This window comes from Chryseobacterium sp. MHB01, from assembly GCF_034651565.1.
Taxonomy (GTDB): domain Bacteria; phylum Bacteroidota; class Bacteroidia; order Flavobacteriales; family Weeksellaceae; genus Chryseobacterium; species Chryseobacterium nepalense.
The window spans coordinates 121,141-138,322 of sequence record NZ_JAYEDA010000006.1; the positions used below are offsets into that span (position 1 = coordinate 121,141).

Here is a 17,182-nt window from a genome sequence, read left to right on the forward strand (position 1 = left end):
TTGCAAAAATAGCATAAATTTTGCACAATTCAAAAATAAGTGTAGATTTGCATTATACAAATGTACTTGAAAACCAAAGTCACCGGACTTACTTTTCTTACTCACAATTAATTACATTTTTTACATTAAATATGTTTAACATTGAAACGTTAAGGTCAAAATCCGTAACGGAGCTGACTAAAATCTTAAAGGATTTGGGCGTTAAAGTTGCAAGAAACAGCACTGACAATGACAAAATCTTTGCAATTCTTGACTTTCAGGCATCGAATCCCAAAGTGGCAAAAGAATATTTCAACGCCACAGAAAGCAGTATAACTGCTGAAGAGAAAGCCACGGAAAAACCTGCTAAAGCTCCTGCCAGAAAAGCTGCTCCGAAAAAAACAGCAGCCAAGCCTAAAACAGAGGCTAAAGCCGAAGAAGCCCCAAAGGCTGAAGAAAAAACAGAAACAGAAGAGAAACCTTTACAGGAGCCTATCCAGGAAGAGGCAAAAGCAGAACCGGCAGAAATAACAGAAGATACTTCAGCACCGGCTGCAAAGAAAAAAAGGAAAAGAGTTTCCACACCAAATGCACCTGTTACAGAAACACCACAGGAAAAACCGGAAGCCCACAAAAACACAGAATCTCCAGAACCTGCTCCGGCAGAAGAAAGGCCAAACAACCCTCAAACTCAGGCCAGATCCCAAAAAGGACAACACAACAACAATCCGCACAATAACGGAAATCAGAATAAAAACCAAAACCAGAACCATAATCAAAACCATAATCAGAATAAGCAACAGCAGCAACAGCATTCTGAAAGAAATGATGAACACCCGGAACAAAAAAAGGAGTTCAGTTTCGATGGTATGGTAAGTATTGAAGGGGTACTGGAAATTTTACCGGATAATTACGGCTTCCTTCGTTCATCAGATTTTAGCTATATTTCTTCGCCGGATGATGTGTATGTTTCTACTGCCCAGATCAGGAATTTCGGATTAAAAACAGGAGATACTGTAAAAGGCATCGTAAGATTACCTAAAGAAGGCGAAAAATATTTTTCTTTATTAAGACCAACGGAAGTTAACGGACGTGATTTGGCGTTCATTAAAGACCGTGTTGCTTTTGAATATTTAACTCCGCTTTTCCCGGAAGAAAAATTTAATCTGGCAGGAAAAGGATCTACAATTTCTACAAGAGTTGTCGATTTGTTTGCGCCTATCGGGAAAGGACAAAGAGCCATGATTGTTGCCCAGCCGAAGACCGGTAAAACAATGCTTCTGAAAGATATCGCCAACTCTATTGCGGCAAACCATCCTGAAGTTTACATGATGGTACTTCTTATTGACGAAAGGCCTGAAGAGGTAACCGATATGGAAAGAAGTGTCAATGCGGAAGTTATTGCTTCAACCTTTGATGAAGCGGCAGAAAAGCACGTGAAAGTTGCCAACCTTGTTCTGGCAAAAGCTCAGAGAATGGTAGAATGTGGTCATGATGTTGTGATTCTGTTAGATTCCATTACAAGATTGGCAAGAGCATACAATACGGTAACACCGGCTTCAGGAAAAGTGCTTTCCGGAGGGGTGGATGCCAATGCGCTTCACAGACCGAAAAGATTTTTCGGAGCTGCAAGAAAAATTGAAGGCGGAGGATCTTTAACGATTATTGCAACGGCACTTATTGATACAGGGTCTAAAATGGATGAAGTGATCTTTGAAGAATTCAAAGGAACAGGAAATATGGAACTTCAGCTGGACAGAAAAATTGCCAACAGAAGAATTTATCCTGCTATTGATCTTGTAGCATCAAGCACCCGTAGAGATGATTTACTTCTTGATGAGGTAACCTCGCAGAGAATGTGGATTTTAAGAAAGTATCTTTCTGAAATGAATCCTATAGAAGCGATGGAATTTGTTGATAAAAATATCAAAGGAACTCTTAATAATGAAGAATTCCTGATGTCCATGAATAAATAATAAATTAATTTATTTTGTTAAATAGAAGCACGGATCACTTGATTCGTGCTTTTTTGTTTTTAATCATTTTATTAAACTTCTAACTTCTAACTTTTTACTATTGCAATTCATTTCTAATCAATATATCAATGTTAAAGATTTATTAAAGTAATGCCTGTTTTTTGAATGTAGGCTTATTTATGGTTAAATTTGGGTTAATAACATTAAAAATAAAATTATGTCATTTGAATTACCAAAACTAGGATATGCTTACGACGCATTGGAGCCGACAATTGATGCAAAAACAATGGAAATCCACCATACCAAGCATCATCAGGCATATATCGATAATCTGAATAATGCAATTAAAGGAACTGATCTTGAAGGAAAATCAATCGAAGAAATCTGCCAGACAGGAACTGATAAGCCGGCTGTAAGAAATAACGGAGGAGGACATTTCAATCATACTTTATTCTGGGAAATTTTAACGCCGGGAGGAAGCAAAGAACCGGTAGGAAATGTAAAAGCTGCTATTGAAACATATGGTGGTTTTGAGAAATTTAAAACTGATTTCTCTGATGCTGCTAAAACAAGATTCGGTTCAGGATGGGCTTGGTTAGTAAAAAATGCTGACGGTTCTGTTTCTGTAACCTCAACCCCAAACCAGGATAATCCTTTAATGCCTGTTGCGGATGTAAAAGGAACTCCGGTGTTAGGTCTTGATGTTTGGGAGCATGCTTATTACTTAAACTATCAGAACAGAAGACCAGACTATGTAGCTGCATTTTTCGATGTAGTAAACTGGGATAAAGTGGAGGAATTATTCAACAAATAATTAAAACTATTCATAAAAAAGAAAAGGTTCAGAGCAATTCTGAACCTTTTTTAATATCTAGTAGTATCACTTCCTGAGAGTCCGCTCATCCTCAATCCATATTTCCAATTAACATATGCAAAAACCTGATATAATTTATATTCAAATTTTATCCCGTAATTTTCCTTAGGATCATAATCTATAGAAGATTCTATAATATTTCTGTATCGGCCTGAAAAATAATAAGAATTCCATTCGTTTACTAAAATTGTGTTCTTCGTTTTGAGGTAAGATTCAGAATATTGACTGATAGGTTTTGCAACGGCACTCATGAAATAATCAAACTGGGTGTCAATTACTGTGAGATCCCATTCGCCATCATCGTTTTTAGATGGTTTCATTTCGGATTTCTCTTTATCTTTTTTAGACTTATCCTGAGCCAGACAATTGAATGGTAAAAGAATAATGATTATTAGGAATACTAAATTTTTCATACAGATAAAGGTACATAAAAAAAGCACTCGAAATAAGTGCTATAGGTTTATGGTTCTTTCTGGAGAACTACAAATGCCGGAAAGTGGTCACTGTATCCTCCTGTAAACTGATCGCCATTCCAGGACCTGAAGGGATATCCTTTATAGTTTCCTTCTTTGTTCACCAGATAAGGAGGCGCGAAAATTTCTGCTTTATAAACCGAATATTCTTTTGTCACCTGATCTGAGATTACATTTTTAGAAACAATAATCTGGTCAAATAAATTGGGAGCATCCTGATAAGCCAAAGAAGCAACTCCTTTTTTGTACAAAGGATACATTAAATTAAGATACGGTGTGTTTTCACTAAGATCTTTCGGGCTTGGCTGAGCTTTCAGATAATTCTTTAGGCTTGAACTTACCGGATCATCGTTAAAGTCACCCATCGCAAAAAGTTTTGTAGATGGATCCGCAGCTCTTACACTGTCCATTTGCTGTTTTAATAAAGCTGCTGCGGCATTCCTTTTAGGAAGTGAAGCTGCTTCGCCTCCCCTTCTGGAAGGCCAGTGGTTCATGAAAAATGCCACCTTTTCGTTATCAAGGAAACCGGTAACCACAAGGATATCTCTTGTATATTCCCTTTTTCCGTTGTCACCGAAGATTTTCAATTCTTTTTTCAATGAATTGGTGGGCGTAAATCTTCTCTTCTGATAAATAAGCGCGACGTCGATTCCTCTGTAATCATAGGAATTATAATGGATGATGCCGTAATCGTATTTCTTTAAGGCTGGTTCTTTTATAAGATCTTCAATCACCTGCCTGTTTTCAACCTCAATAAGTCCGACTACCGCGGGAGCAGTCTTTGTATATTGAGCACCCATTTCTGAGATCACCTTTGCTTCGTTGGCAAGTTTTGCCTTATAAATTTTGGTGTTGTAATTTTTGGGGCTTTGTGGCGTAAATTCTTCAGAGCCGCTTTGGTATCTTACTGCTTTTTTACCCGCTAATGCACCGTCACTCCATACGCCGTCATATTTTTCGGCTTCTAAAAATTTGATGGAATCCATCGGAATACTTCTGTGGAACGCCGGATTCTTGATGTCTTTTGTTCCGTCGATATAATCTGCCGAACGTATAGTGTCCCAAAGGTTTTCTACATTCAGAAATCCTACTGTTGCTACCTTTCTCAGTTTTCCCTGTTGCTGAGAGAATGCCATCACTGATAGAAAGATGGCCAGGAAACTCGAAAATCTCTTCATTATCTTAGAGTTATTATTAATATTAATTTAATCTGCAAATTTACTTTTTTTTAATTGATGGCATTTTAAATATTTGTAAATTTAAAATGTGAAGGTTGCATTTTTACTTATAATGATTCTTAAAAGTTTGCAATGTTAAGAAAAAATAACCTGAAAAACATTGTAGATTATAAATTTTGACTAAATTTGCCTCCCCAACTTTTAAACTGTTGAGAATTAACAAGAAAAGTATTTAAAAATAAATATACTCATGATTAAAAAACTATCATTAGTCTCTTTATTTACTCTGCTTCCAGCTTCATATTATTTTGCGCAGACCACTGTTTCTGCGTATCTGAAAGATGCTGATGGAAAGCCTGTTGAAAGGGCAGAAGTAGATCTAAAAGGGAAGGACAATGATGTAACGGCGGACAAAATAGGATATTTCCAGTTTGTAGACATTATGCCGGGACATTACCAGATTGTAATTACCAAACCGAATTATGAAACCAAAGTAATGGAGTTTGATGTAATGGACAATGAGAAGAAAAAGGATTTAGGAGTAATTACCCTTTATTCTACGCTAACAAACGCGGATCAGGGTTTAGCAATCATTGACAGTGATGACGAGAGCGATGAAAACAGCAATCAGGTTTCCACAGTAGGCTTGCTGCAGTCTTCACAGGATGTATTCAACAGGATTGCGGCGTTTGATTTAGGGTTTTACTGGTTCCGTCCGAGAGGTATTGATGGCAGAACAGGTGAAACAATGATGAATGGCGTGTCCATGGTAAAATCAGATAATGGTAATGTGGACTTCAGTAACTGGGGCGGACTTAATGAAATCACCCGATATCCCGAAATCGCAACCAACCATTCTCCGTCAGAATATGCATTCGGTGGCAATAGTGGGGTTATTTATAAAAATACGAAAGCCAGTGAATACAGAAAAGGGTTTCAGTTTACTCAATCGTTAACCAACAGAAACTACAGAAACAGAACTTCCCTGCGATACAGCTCAGGAATGAGCAAGAGCGGTTGGGCGTTCACTTTGATGGGCGCAAGAAGATGGGCTGAAGAAGGAATTCAGGAAGGAACGTTCTATGATGCCTACGGAACCTATCTTGGTGTTGAAAAAAGATTCAGTGATAAACATACGATGACTTTCAATTTCATCGGTTCTCCATACAGAAGATCTACCGCTAGCCCGAGTACTCAGGAAGTGTATGACTACAGAGGTGTGCACTACAATTCTTACTGGGGATGGCAGGATGGAGAAAAGAGAAGTGAAAGAGTAAGAAAAGGCTTCCAGCCGATCTTTCAGGTACAGGATTTCTGGAAGATCAATAAAAACTCAAATCTCTGGACTACTGTTTCTTATCAGCTTGGTAAAGACAGAGGTTCCCGCTTAGACTGGAATGGTGTAACCAATCCGTCTCCTACGTACTACAGGAATTTACCGAGTTATTATCTCAACAGCATTATTTATAACGCAACAAATAATCCGCAATTCACACCCGCTCAATTTACATCTTTAATTGATGGATATAATACGAGCTTAAACAGCTGGGCAAACGGAGATCCGGAAGTTACGCAGATTAACTGGGACAGAATTTACAGAAACAATATGAAGACTGATGTTGTAGATCAGGCTGAAATGTCCCGACTTTACGGATTAAACGGAAAACGCTCGAAAATATATCTGGTTGATGATGTAAGCGACGATAAAATATTTAATGCAGGAACGCATTATACTTATAATTTTAATGATCGTACCAAGTTTATTTTAAACGTTTCTTATCAGAATTACCGATCTGAGCTTTACCGTGAAATGAAAGATCTTTTGGGCGGAGATTATGCGATCAATGTAGACCCTTTCAAAGAAACCGCAAAACCTGGATCTACCGGATTCTACAATACCCTGGACTCCAATGTTGAAGTAAAAGTGGGAGATCGTATGATGTACAACTATATTCTCAGAAGACAGGAAGCAAAAGTAAATCCGGGTCTGAAATTTTCAACTGGGAATTTTGATGTTTTCGTTTCTGCGTTGGCGGGTTACTCTTCTTCAAGCAGAGAAGGATTGTTCAAACATTATTTATATGAAAATTCTTACGGGAAAAGTAAAGATTATAACTTCTGGAATTTTGGTCTGAAAGGACAGGTTGTTTACCGAATCAATGGTAGAAACTTCCTGGTGTATAACGGAGCAATGTTCAATCAGGCGCCGTTCCTTGAAGATTTGTTTATTAATCCGAGAATTAATGCTCTGGTAAATCCTACCATCAGAAGTACGGTGTATACGGCAAATGATTTAAGCTATGTGGTAAGTACACCTTTTGTGAAAGTAAGAGCTACAGCTTATTTGGTTGATACCCAAAATGAGACGAATGTACAGCGATTTTTTGCTGATGGTATTCAGCTGAATAACACGAATCCGGACGGAACCGTTTCTCAGGTTCAGAGTGCTTTTGTAACGCAGGTAATGTCTAATGTTGAGAAAAGAAACATGGGTGCCGAATTGGGTGTTGATGTTAAAGTATTACCAACATTATCCTTGCAGGGTCTGGCCAGCTACGGACAGTTTGTATACAGAAACAATCCGGATGTATATCTTGTTTCCGATGCTTCTGGAAGCAGTGTTACTTCATTCGGGAAAGCTTACATTAAAAACTACAAGCAGGGAGGTACTCCTCAGCAGGCTTTCTCTTTAGGCTTCCGTTATAATAGCCCGAAATATTGGTGGGTAGGTGCCAACTGGAATTATCTGGATGATAATTACCTGGATCCGGCTCCGGCATTAAGAACAAATAATTTTATTCAGAATGCTTATTCAAGTACTCCATATCTCGGTCTTACGAATGATGATGTAAGAGATTTGCTGAAACCGGTAAAACTTCCTTCCGCATTTTTCTTAAATGCCAATGTCGGAAAATCTTTCGTTTTCGGAAAGTATTATCTTTTAATCACAGCATCTGTTAATAATATTTTAGATAATAAAAAATACATCACTGGAGGCTTTGAGCAGACAAGAGAAACTAAAGCTGTTGATTTTGCCACAGATTATCTTAGCCCGACGCCTTCTTTCGGACCAAAATACTGGTACAATCAGGGACGTTCCTATTTTGTTAACTTACAATTCAGATTCTAATAAAAAATAAAACAATTATGAATAATATCACTAATTTTTTAAAAACGGCATTTCTGACAGTAGGAGTATTGTCTGCAGTGTCCTCTTGCGTGAAGAACGACGAGTGGGAAACACCACCTATCGAGTGTTCAAATAAGTTTCCGGAGCCTACTATTGCAATGGCTGACTTCGTTGCCCAAACTCCTTCTACAGGATATAAATTAATTACTACGGATCAGATTTTCGACGGTTATATTGTGTCATCTGATGAACAGGGAAATTTCTATAAAACCATTTCTTTTCAGGATAAGACATCAGATCCTACTGTGGGTCTGCAGATTGAAGTTGATAAGGCAAGTAATTTTGCTGATTTTCCGGTAGGAGCACACATCAGAATTAATGCAAAAGGGTTGCGTCTTGGTTTAGACAGAGGAACGGTTAAATTAGGTTCTGAAGATCCTGTTTATGCTATCGGAAGAGTTCCTCAGGCTCTTGTAGGAAGATATATGTCAGGAGTTTGTAACGGAAACGGTTTGGATATCCAGACCATTGTTCCTAAGCAGCTTTCTTCTTTGGCTGAGGCTAAAAATCCCGCCTTAATCAACACTCTGGTTACAGTACCGGATGTTCAGTTTAATATTGCTGAAATTTATCCTACTGTAAAAAAATATATCGATTATGATGCTGGAGGACAGGGGTTGGATACAGACAGAAACATCGAAGATAAATTAGGAAATTCTGCAGTGATCAGAAATTCGGGCTTCTTTAAAACGGGAGGAGAGCTTCTTCCTACAGGAAACGGAAACATCACTTTTGTCGTAAGCCGTTATAATTCAACCTGGCAGATGCTTATCAGAAGTATTTCGGATATTAAATTTACAGGAACAAGAGTAGATGCTACACCGCCAAAAGGGGGTACGGCTATCACCTATTCAGGATCTTTCCTTGAAAATTTTGAAAGCTATCCTACTAATCCTACCAATCTTGAAGTATATCCTAAATATGTAAACGATCCTGTTTTAGGAAACAGATACTGGCAGCTGAAAACTTTCAGTAACAATAAATATATTCAGCTTGGTGCAAATTCAGGTTCAGGACCATATGTAACATATTTTGCGGTGCCTGTTGATTTTACGGCTGCAAATAATTTAAAGTTTGATGTCAACGTAGGATTCTTCAACGGGAATGCTTTAAAAGTATATTACACTACCAACTATACTCCGCTGGGAGATATTACACAGGCTACCAAAACAGATATTACTTCTGCATTTACCATTCCTGTGCTTCCTACAAGCGGATACGGAACATTAGCTCCGGCAGGAACCTATACGTTCCCAACTACTTTAACAGGTAACGGATTTATCTTATTTGAATATTCAGGAAACGGAAGTGGTGTCACTACGACCATTCAGCTGGATAATATTCAGGTTCAGTAAGATTTTAAAATTTAAATATTTAAAGACTGTCCAAAAGACAGTCTTTTTTATTTCAGTGAATTTTTAAATTCATTGTAAGAATCTCAAATATGACTTATTTAACTGTAATCGTTGGATCCCAGTAATAATAACCAAATAATATCTGATTATTACTATTATTTGGGTCTAATTGATAGAGTGCAAATTGTACATAGAAATTCTCAGTTCCGGTGCTTCTTACTTTAGAATCGAAGCTTGAGAATGTAATATTGGCAGTATTTGCGGGCAGTCCGTTTGCCGAATTATAATTGGGAACTACGGCCTGTTGTCTTGTTACAGCATCATATACAAAGGTGTTAAAGACCTGATCGCCGGACCAGTATTTAATATTGTATATAATTACTGCATCATCTGAATTTTGTGATATTGAAGTGCTCCTGAAAGACACTTCATCTCCTGCCTTTGCACTGAAATTTAAATCTGCTGTACCCTGTCCCGAAATTGCATTTGTGTTTGATACAATCATATGCTGACTGTTGTGATCAATTCCTGTCGGGTTATTTGGATCCTGACTTGGATTGGGGTAATTTGACTTTACATAGTCGGTGTCAATAACTACCAAGATGTCAATCTCTTGGCTCGATGAGTTTAATTCTAAGTCCATTGTATTAATTTTGTTTTTGGTTTTCCTACTCGTTTGGCTTTTCGGAAATCGCCTCGTTATTTATAGTGGTTTCTGATCTCCACTTTGGTTTTGTAATATTACATAGCAAATTTATATGTTTGGAAATGAGAAAGATAGAGTATAAATGCTGAAATTTCATAATGGGTATTTTTACGCAATAAATCCCTTAATGATGATATTTTAAGTAATTAAGATTAAATGAAAAATAAAAGCCACTGCATCTGCAGTGGCCATATTAATATTATGTTTTTAAATTAAAAGGAAACCTCATTCACTTCTTTTCCCCGCTGGAAATTCATGGTCCTCTGATTTCCTTTATAAGCGATATTTACTAGGTTAATCTGCTTAGGAAAAGCACTGAGGAGTATGGTATTTTTAATTCTTAAGGTATTAATATCTGAAACGCCCCCCGTTTCAAAGTATACCCATACTGTTTCTCCACTTACCTGGCTTCCTGTGAACGTTATTGTTTTAGGAGCGCCATTGACATACACATCAAAATTATTGTTTACATATTTTTTTACTTCTGCTTCAAATGCTGCCGTATTAGGGTTTATTTTAATAGCGTCTGAAATATGGTTTGTATTCATTTTTGTGGTGAACTTCAAGGTTTTGCTTCCCTCGATATAGTCCACTTTTGTCATTGAAGAGAAAAAGTCTACATTCATGAAACTCATTAACACAAAAAGTGTTAATATTCCTGATATATAAAAATAATTTTTCATCTTAGATAATAGCTTTACAATCATGATTGTTTATTAAAAGTGACAAATAATATGCCAATTAAAAGTTCACATTTACAGAATATTTGTCATAAAACGCCTTAATATGTGCTACTGCTTCATCGGCTGTATCTACCACACGGTAAAGGTCAAGATCTGCTTCATTGATCATTTTTTCTTTCAGTAACGTGGCTTTAAACCAGTCCAGCAAACCACTCCAGAAGTCAGATCCCACCAAAACAATCGGGAATTTTCCGATCTTATTGGTCTGAATCAATGTTAATGCTTCCGTAAGCTCATCCAGCGTGCCGAATCCTCCGGGCATTACTACAAAACCCTGTGAATATTTCACGAACATCACTTTTCTCACAAAGAAATAATCGAAGTTCATGGAATATAATTTATTAATATAAGGATTAAAATGCTGTTCAAAAGGAAGATCAATATTAAGTCCGATAGATTTGCCCTCTACATTGAAAGCGCCCTTATTTCCTGCTTCCATAATGCCGGGTCCGCCACCGGTAATAATTCCGAAACCTAGCTTTGTGATTTTTTCTGCAATTTCCACCGCCATTTTATAATATTTGCTTTGCGGTTTTAATCTTGCCGATCCGAAAATAGAAACGCACGGACCAATTTTGGCCAGCTTTTCATAGCCATCCACAAATTCAGCCATTACCTTAAAGACCATCCAACTGTCTTTGGTGATGGTTTCATCCCACGTTTTCTGTCGAAGACTGTTCTGAAGTTTTACGTCATTACTGTCAAGTTCAGGATTTACCAAACTCTCATCTCTGGTTCCTTCCATTTCAACTTATTTAAAATATTTTTCGGCTCGTTTTATAGATTCCGGCTTTCCAACATCTATCAATATGCTTTCATGTACAAATCCATGAATTTGTTCCGTCTGCATAAGGTCAAGATATTCTTCCATCACGGAAAACTTGCCCGTTCTTTTTATTTTGTCAAACATCAGAGGGTTAATACAATGAATTCCGCTAAAAGCCAATGCTCTGAAGCCTTTATTGAATTCTGCAAGCCTTTGCTCACCGGTCTGTACATTAAGCCAGCCTCTTAAAATCATCTCATCATTGAAAAGCAGTTTTCTGGAGCTTTCCCTGTCCGAAACGGCTAATGTAGCAAAATCTTTTATCTTTTTATGATATTCTACAAATTGTGTGATATTCATATCGGTAAGAATATCAGCATTCATAATAAGAAAATCTTCCCCATGATCGAGGAATTTTCTAGCAAAAATTAAGCCGCCTCCTGTTTCCAGCAGCTCTTCAGATTCATCTGAAATTTCAATTTTACACCCGAAATTATCATTCCGGTTTAAAAAATCAATTATTTGATTTCCAAAATGATGAATGTTTATGACGAAATCATTTATCCCGAAATTTTTTAAATATTTAATATTTCTTTCCAAAAGCGGAATATCATTCACTTTCGCCAATGCTTTCGGATGATGATCAGTGAATGGTTTCAACCGGGTTCCTTTTCCCGCCGCAAAAATTAGAGCCTTCATATTTTATGAGTAATGAGTAATTGGTAATGAGTAATAAAATGATTAACAATAAATAATAAAATATCAACGAGTTTAAAAATATTACTTATTGCACATTACTCATTACTTATGATTAAGTTGGTGCTGCTCATCGTGATGCAGGCTTATTTCCACTTTATCAGCATATTTTTCTTCAATGAAATGAGCTATCTTTATGGCGGAATATACGGACCTGTGCTGTCCTCCGGTGCACCCGAAATTGATCTGCAGGTTCTCAAATCCTCTTTCCAGGTAATTGTCTATGTTGATGGAAATAAGACTCTTGATAAGGTCTAAAAATTTAGGCATATCGGTTTTTGTTTCGAGAAATTCCTGAACACCGATATCGTTGCCGGTCTGGATTTTATATTCTTCAATTCTTCCGGGATTCAGAATACCACGGCAGTCGAAGGTAAAACCACCTCCGTTACCTGTTGTATCTTTCGGAATTCCTCCTTTTTTGTAGGAGAAACTGTGTATGTCAATGTGTAGCATTTTATTTTTTAATTTATTTTAATTAACCATTAACTTCTTAAAAACTTTAATGGTTCAAGATATCCTTAATTTTTAAACTTGTTTTTGGCAAGCGTAATTGTTCAATCACTTTTTTAAGTTCAGGGTACTCTTTCATATTCTCCCAACTGTCTGCAAATGTTGTAATATTTTCAATTCCTTTTTCGATGCTTGCAATGAAATGAGATTTTCTTTGGATCAAACCTCTGAAGCCGTAAGCTCCGAGTACCTGCATAAATCGCATCATCTGGAGTGGTTTTATGGATCGTTTTAAATCCTGTTTTGTAGTTTCACTCTCAAATTGATGGATGTAAGAATTAAGCATCTCATTTTTAAAGTCTTCCGGAAAATTGGCTTTTGCCTGAAACAAAAATGAGATTACATCATACATGAAAGGTCCTTTCATAGCAGATTGATAATCAATGAATGAAACCACATTCCGCTCATTTACCATAATATTTCTGGACTGAAAATCGCGAATCATCAAGCCCTTGGGCTCAAGATTCTCTATCAATACAGCTATTTTTTTAAATTCTTTGAGCAAGGCAGATTTGTGATATTCCAGTTCGAGAACATCGGCCACAAAATTTTTAAAATAATAAAGATCATGAATTACAGGAAGTTCATCATAGCTTTCGTATTCAAAGGCTTTTGTAAAATTGATTTTATCCTGCGTGAGTATCTGCAGCTGATAAAGCTGTTCCAATGTCTGCCGAACTAAGTTTTTTACATTTTCAGATAATCCTTCTTTTGTGATAATATCGGAAAGGGTATTTTCTCCAAGGTATTCCTGGATATACATTTTTCGGTCTTCAGAAACAGCAAAAATCGCAGGTGTATTGAGCTTTAAATCAGAAAATATTTTCGAGTAATACAGAAAACTTTCATTTTCCATAATATTTTCATTGTAAGTAATTATAAACTTTCTATCGGCTTTAGCGAAAAAATTTACTCTCGAAGAGCCGCTTTGAGCTAACGTGATAAACTCAGAAGACTTTTTTCCTGTAATATTTTCAAAAAACCGTTTTGCGTTCTCAACATTCATAGGCAAAACAAATATAGTAAATTACAGTCTAATTTCTATCTTTGTTACATGTTAAAGGATTTTAAACCGGTGTTAAACATTTTGTTACGCTTCGTTATTGTATACGTGGTGTTACTCCTTGCTTACCAATATTACCTGAACAGTTTCCGCTATGGAGGTCTGGATCCTTTCTCTCGTCTCATTACGGAACAGGTAAAGGATGTTCAGAATTATCTTGGGTATCCTACTCAGCTTTATGATGATGTAAAGGGAGAGCAGGTATATTTTTATGTAAGAAATTTTTATCCGACCCGAATGGTGGAAGGATGTAATGCGATATCGGTAATGATCCTTTTTGTTGCATTTGTAATAGCCTTTTATAAAGGTTTTAAAACTTTTATTTTTATATTGGCGGGACTTGTTTTACTTTATATAATGAACCTTTTCAGAATTGTGGGATTAAATATTGTAATGACCGATCATAAGGAATATGGTAAAGTTTTTCATGATTTTATTTTTCCTGCCGTAATCTATGGAACTGTTGTGCTTCTGTGGCTGGTCTGGATAAAATTCTTTGCTTTAAAAAATGAAAATTCTTAACTGGTTTGTTGTTATTTTAGGCGTTTTCGGCCTTATTGCCGTACGTGTTTTCGAGGATAGGCTTTCTTATGATCCTTTCCTTGATTATTTTCATGAAGCCAATAAAAACCAGCATTTTCCGGATTTTGAATGGGGGAAGCTGATGGCCGGTCACCTGTTCAGGTTTTTTCTGAATCTTTTTTTCTCCTGTTTAATCATTCATTTCTGGTTCAACAATAAGCGCTGGACTATACAGGGAGCTCTTTTAATGGTCATTGTCTTTGCCATTACTTTTCCAATCTACCTGTATTGCATTTCTGACCGGTTTGAGCTGGGTTACCTCTTTTCTTTTTATATGAGAAGGTTTGTGATCCAGCCTTTGATTCTATTGCTGATCATTCCTCTGTTCTATTACCGCCAGTATACGTTTGAAAATAATACTTAGGCGTTTAAGATATATTTAGATATACCTAAGATGTATAAATATATATGTAATACATGTATGGTACTATATAAAGCGTATAGCTGGATATTTAAAATGTATTTTTATATATGTAACATGTATACGGATATATCTAAGACGTAAAAATATAGGTCTAAGACGTAGAAATATATATCTTAGGTAGATTTGCGAACACAATAACTTAAAAAAATACTATGATGATTAACAGAAAGTACCTGCAGAAAAGCCAACATCCCCATCCTCATATCGGGCAGTTAATAAAAAGGGTAATGCGGGAAAAGAAAATTACCCAGGCTGAGGTAGCCAGACGCATGGCACTCACTCCTTCTTCCATTGCCAAATATTTCCGTCAGCCCTCTCTCCAGTTCGGTATCCTGTGGAACCTCAGTATGGTAATAGGGTATGATTTTCTGACAGCCCTTACCGATTACTATCCTCCGTCTTTACCTCTCAACGAGGATGCTAAGATTGTAAAAGAACTTGCTGAAAAAGAACAAAGAATAGCAGATATGGAAAAAGAAATTGCAATTTATAAAGCTGCTTTAGGAATAAAAGCGTAAGCTTTTTGCCACGGAGATTTTTTATTCTGCCGTATGTTTATCAACGCAGGTTACATTTTCCGGGGTCCAGGTTACTCTTTTTACAAAATCCCGTTCCCGAACGGGGCAGTCGGCAATCTGGCAAATAGGGCATGAGATGGGTTTGCAGTCGTCCATATGGAAATTGAACTCTACACTTCTTTTGGTATTTTTTGCAAGAAGGATGATCATTTTCTCCATTTCATTGTGTGCATCCCGAAGGCTGTAATACCAGGGTAAAGTAATATGGGCGTCAATATGGAGATTGGCGCCAAACTGCTGGATTTTCATGTTGTGAACATCAATCCATTCCGTACGGCGGTTTTCTTCAAGTACTTTAATGATCTGATTCAACAGATCGGGATCCTGTTCATCCATAATTCCGCTTAGTGATTTGCGGATGATCTTATAGCCTATATAGATGATATAAAACCCGAATAGTAGCGCTACAACCGAATCCAGCCAATAAATTTTGGTAAAATAAACAACAATTAAACTGATTACCACTCCCAATGTGGTAATGGTGTCGGACTGAAGGTGTTTTCCGGATGAAATCAGGACATGCGAATTTTCGTGCTTACCTTTCTTAATAGAAATATAGCCTAAAAGATAATTGATAATAGCTGTTGCTGCAATGATGGCAATTCCCCAGTCGAGCTTCTGCAGTATTTTACCGGTGATAAGGCTGTTGATTCCTTCGTAGATAATCATCATACCGGCAATGGCGATCAGGGCACCTTCTATTCCTGATGTTACAAACTCTACTTTTCCATGTCCGTAGGGATGGTCTTCATCCTTAGGTTTTGCTGCCAAATATAAGGAGTACAATCCCATGAACGCACTGATTACGTTAACGATACTTTCCATGGCATCGGAAAATACAGAATCTGAATCCGTAAGTTTCCACGCGATGATCTTTCCTATAAAAAGGATGATTCCAAAAGCGGCAATTAGCTTTTGAAAGGCTAATTTATCTTTATTATTATTTTTCTGAACGTTCATAGGTTTGATAAAAAAAAGAATCTCAATTCTGAGACTCTTTTTATGTTTGTTAGTTTATACTAAGTTGTTGGCTACAAGATATTCTGCGATCTGTACTGCGTTGGTTGCAGCGCCTTTCCGCAGATTGTCTGCCACAATCCAGAGATTCAGGGTCTTGGGTTGCGAGAGATCCCGTCTTATCCTTCCTACAAAAACTTCATCTTTTCCTTCTGAATAAAGAGGCATCGGATATTCGTTGTTTTTAACGTTGTCTACCACTACAACACCCGGAGTTTCGGATAAGATTTTTCTTACTTCATCGAGGTCAAACTCATTTTCAAACTCAATGTTCACACTTTCCGAGTGTCCTCCCTGAACGGGAACACGTACTGCAGTTGCCGTAAGGTTAAAAGTGTCGTCCCCTAAAATTTTCTTAGGTTCTTTCATCAGCTTGATTTCTTCTTTCGTATAATCATCATCTGCAAAAACATCGCAGTGAGGAAGAGCATTTTTGAAGATCTGATAAGGATATACTTTGGCGATGGTTTCATCTCCGCTGATCTCAGAGTTCAGCTGATCTACGGCTGCTTTACCGGTACCGGTTACAGACTGGTATGTAGAAACGATTACTCTTTTCAGATCATATTTTTTATTTAAAGGCCCTAAAACCATCACCAGCTGAATTGTAGAACAGTTTGGATTGGCAATGATTTTATCTTCTTTCGTCAACACATCTGCATTGATTTCCGGAACGACAAGTTTCTTATCAGGATCCATTCTCCATGCAGAAGAGTTGTCGATCACGGTTGTTCCCGCTTCGGCAAAAAGTGGTGCAAACTCAAGTGATGTAGAGCCTCCGGCAGAAAAAATGGCAATATCAGGTTTGGCAGCTATAGCGTCTTTCATGCTTACAATCGTAAATTCTTCCTGTTTATACTTCACCTTCTTACCAACAGATTTTTCGGATGCTACCGGGATTAATTCTGTGACAGGGAAGTTTCTCTCCTCGAGAACTTTAAGCATAACTTGTCCAACCATTCCTGTTGAACCTACTACAGCTACTTTCATTGATTTAATTAAAAAATGT

17 protein-coding genes are annotated in these 17,182 nt (G+C 37.1%); 7 read left to right on the top strand and 10 right to left on the bottom strand.

The window, feature by feature from the left end; all coding sequences use genetic code 11:
* The first annotated feature begins 131 nt into the window (after positions 1-131).
* Positions 132-1,955, top strand: a complete 1,824-nt coding sequence (gene rho, locus U9K52_RS11555; protein WP_322926598.1) for a transcription termination factor Rho — start codon at positions 132-134, stop codon at positions 1,953-1,955.
* 217 nt (positions 1,956-2,172) lie between these two features.
* Positions 2,173-2,769: a superoxide dismutase gene (locus U9K52_RS11560; protein ID WP_248389745.1), complete on the top strand. Its 597-nt coding sequence runs from the start codon at positions 2,173-2,175 to the stop codon at positions 2,767-2,769.
* A 50-nt stretch (positions 2,770-2,819) separates the two neighbouring features.
* Here the strand turns inward: U9K52_RS11560 and U9K52_RS11565 are convergent, their stop codons facing one another.
* Positions 2,820-3,242, bottom strand: coding sequence for a DUF6146 family protein (locus U9K52_RS11565; RefSeq protein ID WP_248389748.1), 423 nt, complete (start codon positions 3,240-3,242; stop codon positions 2,820-2,822).
* 47 nt (positions 3,243-3,289) lie between these two features.
* Complete coding sequence (locus tag U9K52_RS11570; RefSeq protein WP_322926601.1) at positions 3,290-4,480, bottom strand: hypothetical protein; 1,191 nt, start codon at positions 4,478-4,480, stop codon at positions 3,290-3,292.
* A 250-nt stretch (positions 4,481-4,730) separates the two neighbouring features.
* Here U9K52_RS11570 and U9K52_RS11575 point away from each other — a divergent pair, with 250 nt between their 5' ends.
* Positions 4,731-7,610, top strand: coding sequence for a carboxypeptidase-like regulatory domain-containing protein (locus U9K52_RS11575; protein ID WP_248389755.1), 2,880 nt, complete (start codon positions 4,731-4,733; stop codon positions 7,608-7,610).
* A gap of 17 nt (positions 7,611-7,627) precedes the next feature.
* Positions 7,628-9,025 carry a DUF5689 domain-containing protein gene (locus tag U9K52_RS11580; RefSeq protein ID WP_248389766.1) on the top strand — a complete coding sequence of 466 codons (1,398 nt, stop codon included), beginning with the start codon at positions 7,628-7,630 and terminating at the stop codon, positions 9,023-9,025.
* A 94-nt stretch (positions 9,026-9,119) separates the two neighbouring features.
* On the opposite strand, the gene U9K52_RS11585 is transcribed toward U9K52_RS11580, so the two are convergent.
* From U9K52_RS11585 to U9K52_RS11610, 6 genes are all read right to left on the bottom strand, one after another.
* On the bottom strand, positions 9,120-9,668 hold the full coding sequence (locus U9K52_RS11585) for an inclusion body family protein (RefSeq protein WP_248389768.1): 549 nt from the start codon (positions 9,666-9,668) through the stop codon (positions 9,120-9,122).
* Positions 9,669-9,943: 275 nt separating this feature from the next.
* Positions 9,944-10,414 (bottom strand): DUF6702 family protein, encoded by a 471-nt coding sequence (locus tag U9K52_RS11590; protein WP_322926603.1) that lies wholly within the window; start codon positions 10,412-10,414, stop codon positions 9,944-9,946.
* 58 nt (positions 10,415-10,472) lie between these two features.
* The gene (locus U9K52_RS11595) at positions 10,473-11,219 is read right to left on the bottom strand and encodes a TIGR00730 family Rossman fold protein (RefSeq protein ID WP_322926605.1); all 747 of its coding nucleotides are present in this window, start codon (positions 11,217-11,219) and stop codon (positions 10,473-10,475) included.
* A 6-nt stretch (positions 11,220-11,225) separates the two neighbouring features.
* Positions 11,226-11,939: a nucleotidyltransferase family protein gene (locus U9K52_RS11600; protein ID WP_322926606.1), complete on the bottom strand. Its 714-nt coding sequence runs from the start codon at positions 11,937-11,939 to the stop codon at positions 11,226-11,228.
* Positions 11,940-12,041: 102 nt separating this feature from the next.
* Positions 12,042-12,452, bottom strand: coding sequence for an RNase adapter RapZ (locus tag U9K52_RS11605; protein ID WP_263601752.1), 411 nt, complete (start codon positions 12,450-12,452; stop codon positions 12,042-12,044).
* 46 nt (positions 12,453-12,498) lie between these two features.
* Positions 12,499-13,515: an aminoglycoside phosphotransferase family protein gene (locus U9K52_RS11610; RefSeq protein ID WP_263601751.1), complete on the bottom strand. Its 1,017-nt coding sequence runs from the start codon at positions 13,513-13,515 to the stop codon at positions 12,499-12,501.
* Between the two features lie 48 nt (positions 13,516-13,563).
* Between U9K52_RS11610 and xrtF the strand changes: the two genes are divergently transcribed.
* From xrtF to U9K52_RS11625, 3 genes are all read left to right on the top strand, one after another.
* Positions 13,564-14,094 (top strand): exosortase family protein XrtF, encoded by a 531-nt coding sequence (xrtF, locus tag U9K52_RS11615; RefSeq protein WP_263601750.1) that lies wholly within the window; start codon positions 13,564-13,566, stop codon positions 14,092-14,094.
* Positions 14,081-14,518, top strand: coding sequence for an exosortase F system-associated membrane protein (locus tag U9K52_RS11620; RefSeq protein ID WP_322926608.1), 438 nt, complete (start codon positions 14,081-14,083; stop codon positions 14,516-14,518). The genes xrtF and U9K52_RS11620 overlap by 14 nt, the downstream gene beginning before the upstream one ends.
* A 212-nt stretch (positions 14,519-14,730) precedes the next feature.
* Positions 14,731-15,096 carry a helix-turn-helix domain-containing protein gene (locus tag U9K52_RS11625; protein ID WP_322926609.1) on the top strand — a complete coding sequence of 122 codons (366 nt, stop codon included), beginning with the start codon at positions 14,731-14,733 and terminating at the stop codon, positions 15,094-15,096.
* Between the two features lie 21 nt (positions 15,097-15,117).
* On the opposite strand, the gene U9K52_RS11630 is transcribed toward U9K52_RS11625, so the two are convergent.
* Together U9K52_RS11630 and U9K52_RS11635 are read right to left on the bottom strand one after the other, a co-directional pair.
* Entirely contained in the window at positions 15,118-16,116 is a 999-nt protein-coding gene (locus U9K52_RS11630; RefSeq protein ID WP_263601748.1) for a cation diffusion facilitator family transporter, read from the bottom strand.
* 54 nt (positions 16,117-16,170) lie between these two features.
* Positions 16,171-17,163 carry an aspartate-semialdehyde dehydrogenase gene (locus U9K52_RS11635; protein ID WP_322926610.1) on the bottom strand — a complete coding sequence of 331 codons (993 nt, stop codon included), beginning with the start codon at positions 17,161-17,163 and terminating at the stop codon, positions 16,171-16,173.
* Between the last annotated feature and the right edge of the window lie 19 nt (positions 17,164-17,182).

Bases quoted from the DNA above. Each gene is read 5' to 3' on its own strand.
- rho (WP_322926598.1), top strand. From the start codon at position 132: ATGTTTAACATTGAAACGTTAAGGTCAAAATCCGTAACGGAGCTGACT.
- U9K52_RS11560 (WP_248389745.1), top strand. From the start codon at position 2,173: ATGTCATTTGAATTACCAAAACTAGGATATGCTTACGACGCATTGGAG.
- U9K52_RS11565 (WP_248389748.1), bottom strand. From the start codon at position 3,242: ATGAAAAATTTAGTATTCCTAATAATCATTATTCTTTTACCATTCAAT.
- U9K52_RS11570 (WP_322926601.1), bottom strand. From the start codon at position 4,480: ATGAAGAGATTTTCGAGTTTCCTGGCCATCTTTCTATCAGTGATGGCA.
- U9K52_RS11575 (WP_248389755.1), top strand. From the start codon at position 4,731: ATGATTAAAAAACTATCATTAGTCTCTTTATTTACTCTGCTTCCAGCT.
- U9K52_RS11580 (WP_248389766.1), top strand. From the start codon at position 7,628: ATGAATAATATCACTAATTTTTTAAAAACGGCATTTCTGACAGTAGGA.
- U9K52_RS11585 (WP_248389768.1), bottom strand. From the start codon at position 9,668: ATGGACTTAGAATTAAACTCATCGAGCCAAGAGATTGACATCTTGGTA.
- U9K52_RS11590 (WP_322926603.1), bottom strand. From the start codon at position 10,414: ATGAAAAATTATTTTTATATATCAGGAATATTAACACTTTTTGTGTTA.
- U9K52_RS11595 (WP_322926605.1), bottom strand. From the start codon at position 11,219: ATGGAAGGAACCAGAGATGAGAGTTTGGTAAATCCTGAACTTGACAGT.
- U9K52_RS11600 (WP_322926606.1), bottom strand. From the start codon at position 11,939: ATGAAGGCTCTAATTTTTGCGGCGGGAAAAGGAACCCGGTTGAAACCA.
- U9K52_RS11605 (WP_263601752.1), bottom strand. From the start codon at position 12,452: ATGCTACACATTGACATACACAGTTTCTCCTACAAAAAAGGAGGAATT.
- U9K52_RS11610 (WP_263601751.1), bottom strand. From the start codon at position 13,515: ATGAATGTTGAGAACGCAAAACGGTTTTTTGAAAATATTACAGGAAAA.
- xrtF (WP_263601750.1), top strand. From the start codon at position 13,564: ATGTTAAAGGATTTTAAACCGGTGTTAAACATTTTGTTACGCTTCGTT.
- U9K52_RS11620 (WP_322926608.1), top strand. From the start codon at position 14,081: ATGAAAATTCTTAACTGGTTTGTTGTTATTTTAGGCGTTTTCGGCCTT.
- U9K52_RS11625 (WP_322926609.1), top strand. From the start codon at position 14,731: ATGATGATTAACAGAAAGTACCTGCAGAAAAGCCAACATCCCCATCCT.
- U9K52_RS11630 (WP_263601748.1), bottom strand. From the start codon at position 16,116: ATGAACGTTCAGAAAAATAATAATAAAGATAAATTAGCCTTTCAAAAG.
- U9K52_RS11635 (WP_322926610.1), bottom strand. From the start codon at position 17,163: ATGAAAGTAGCTGTAGTAGGTTCAACAGGAATGGTTGGACAAGTTATG.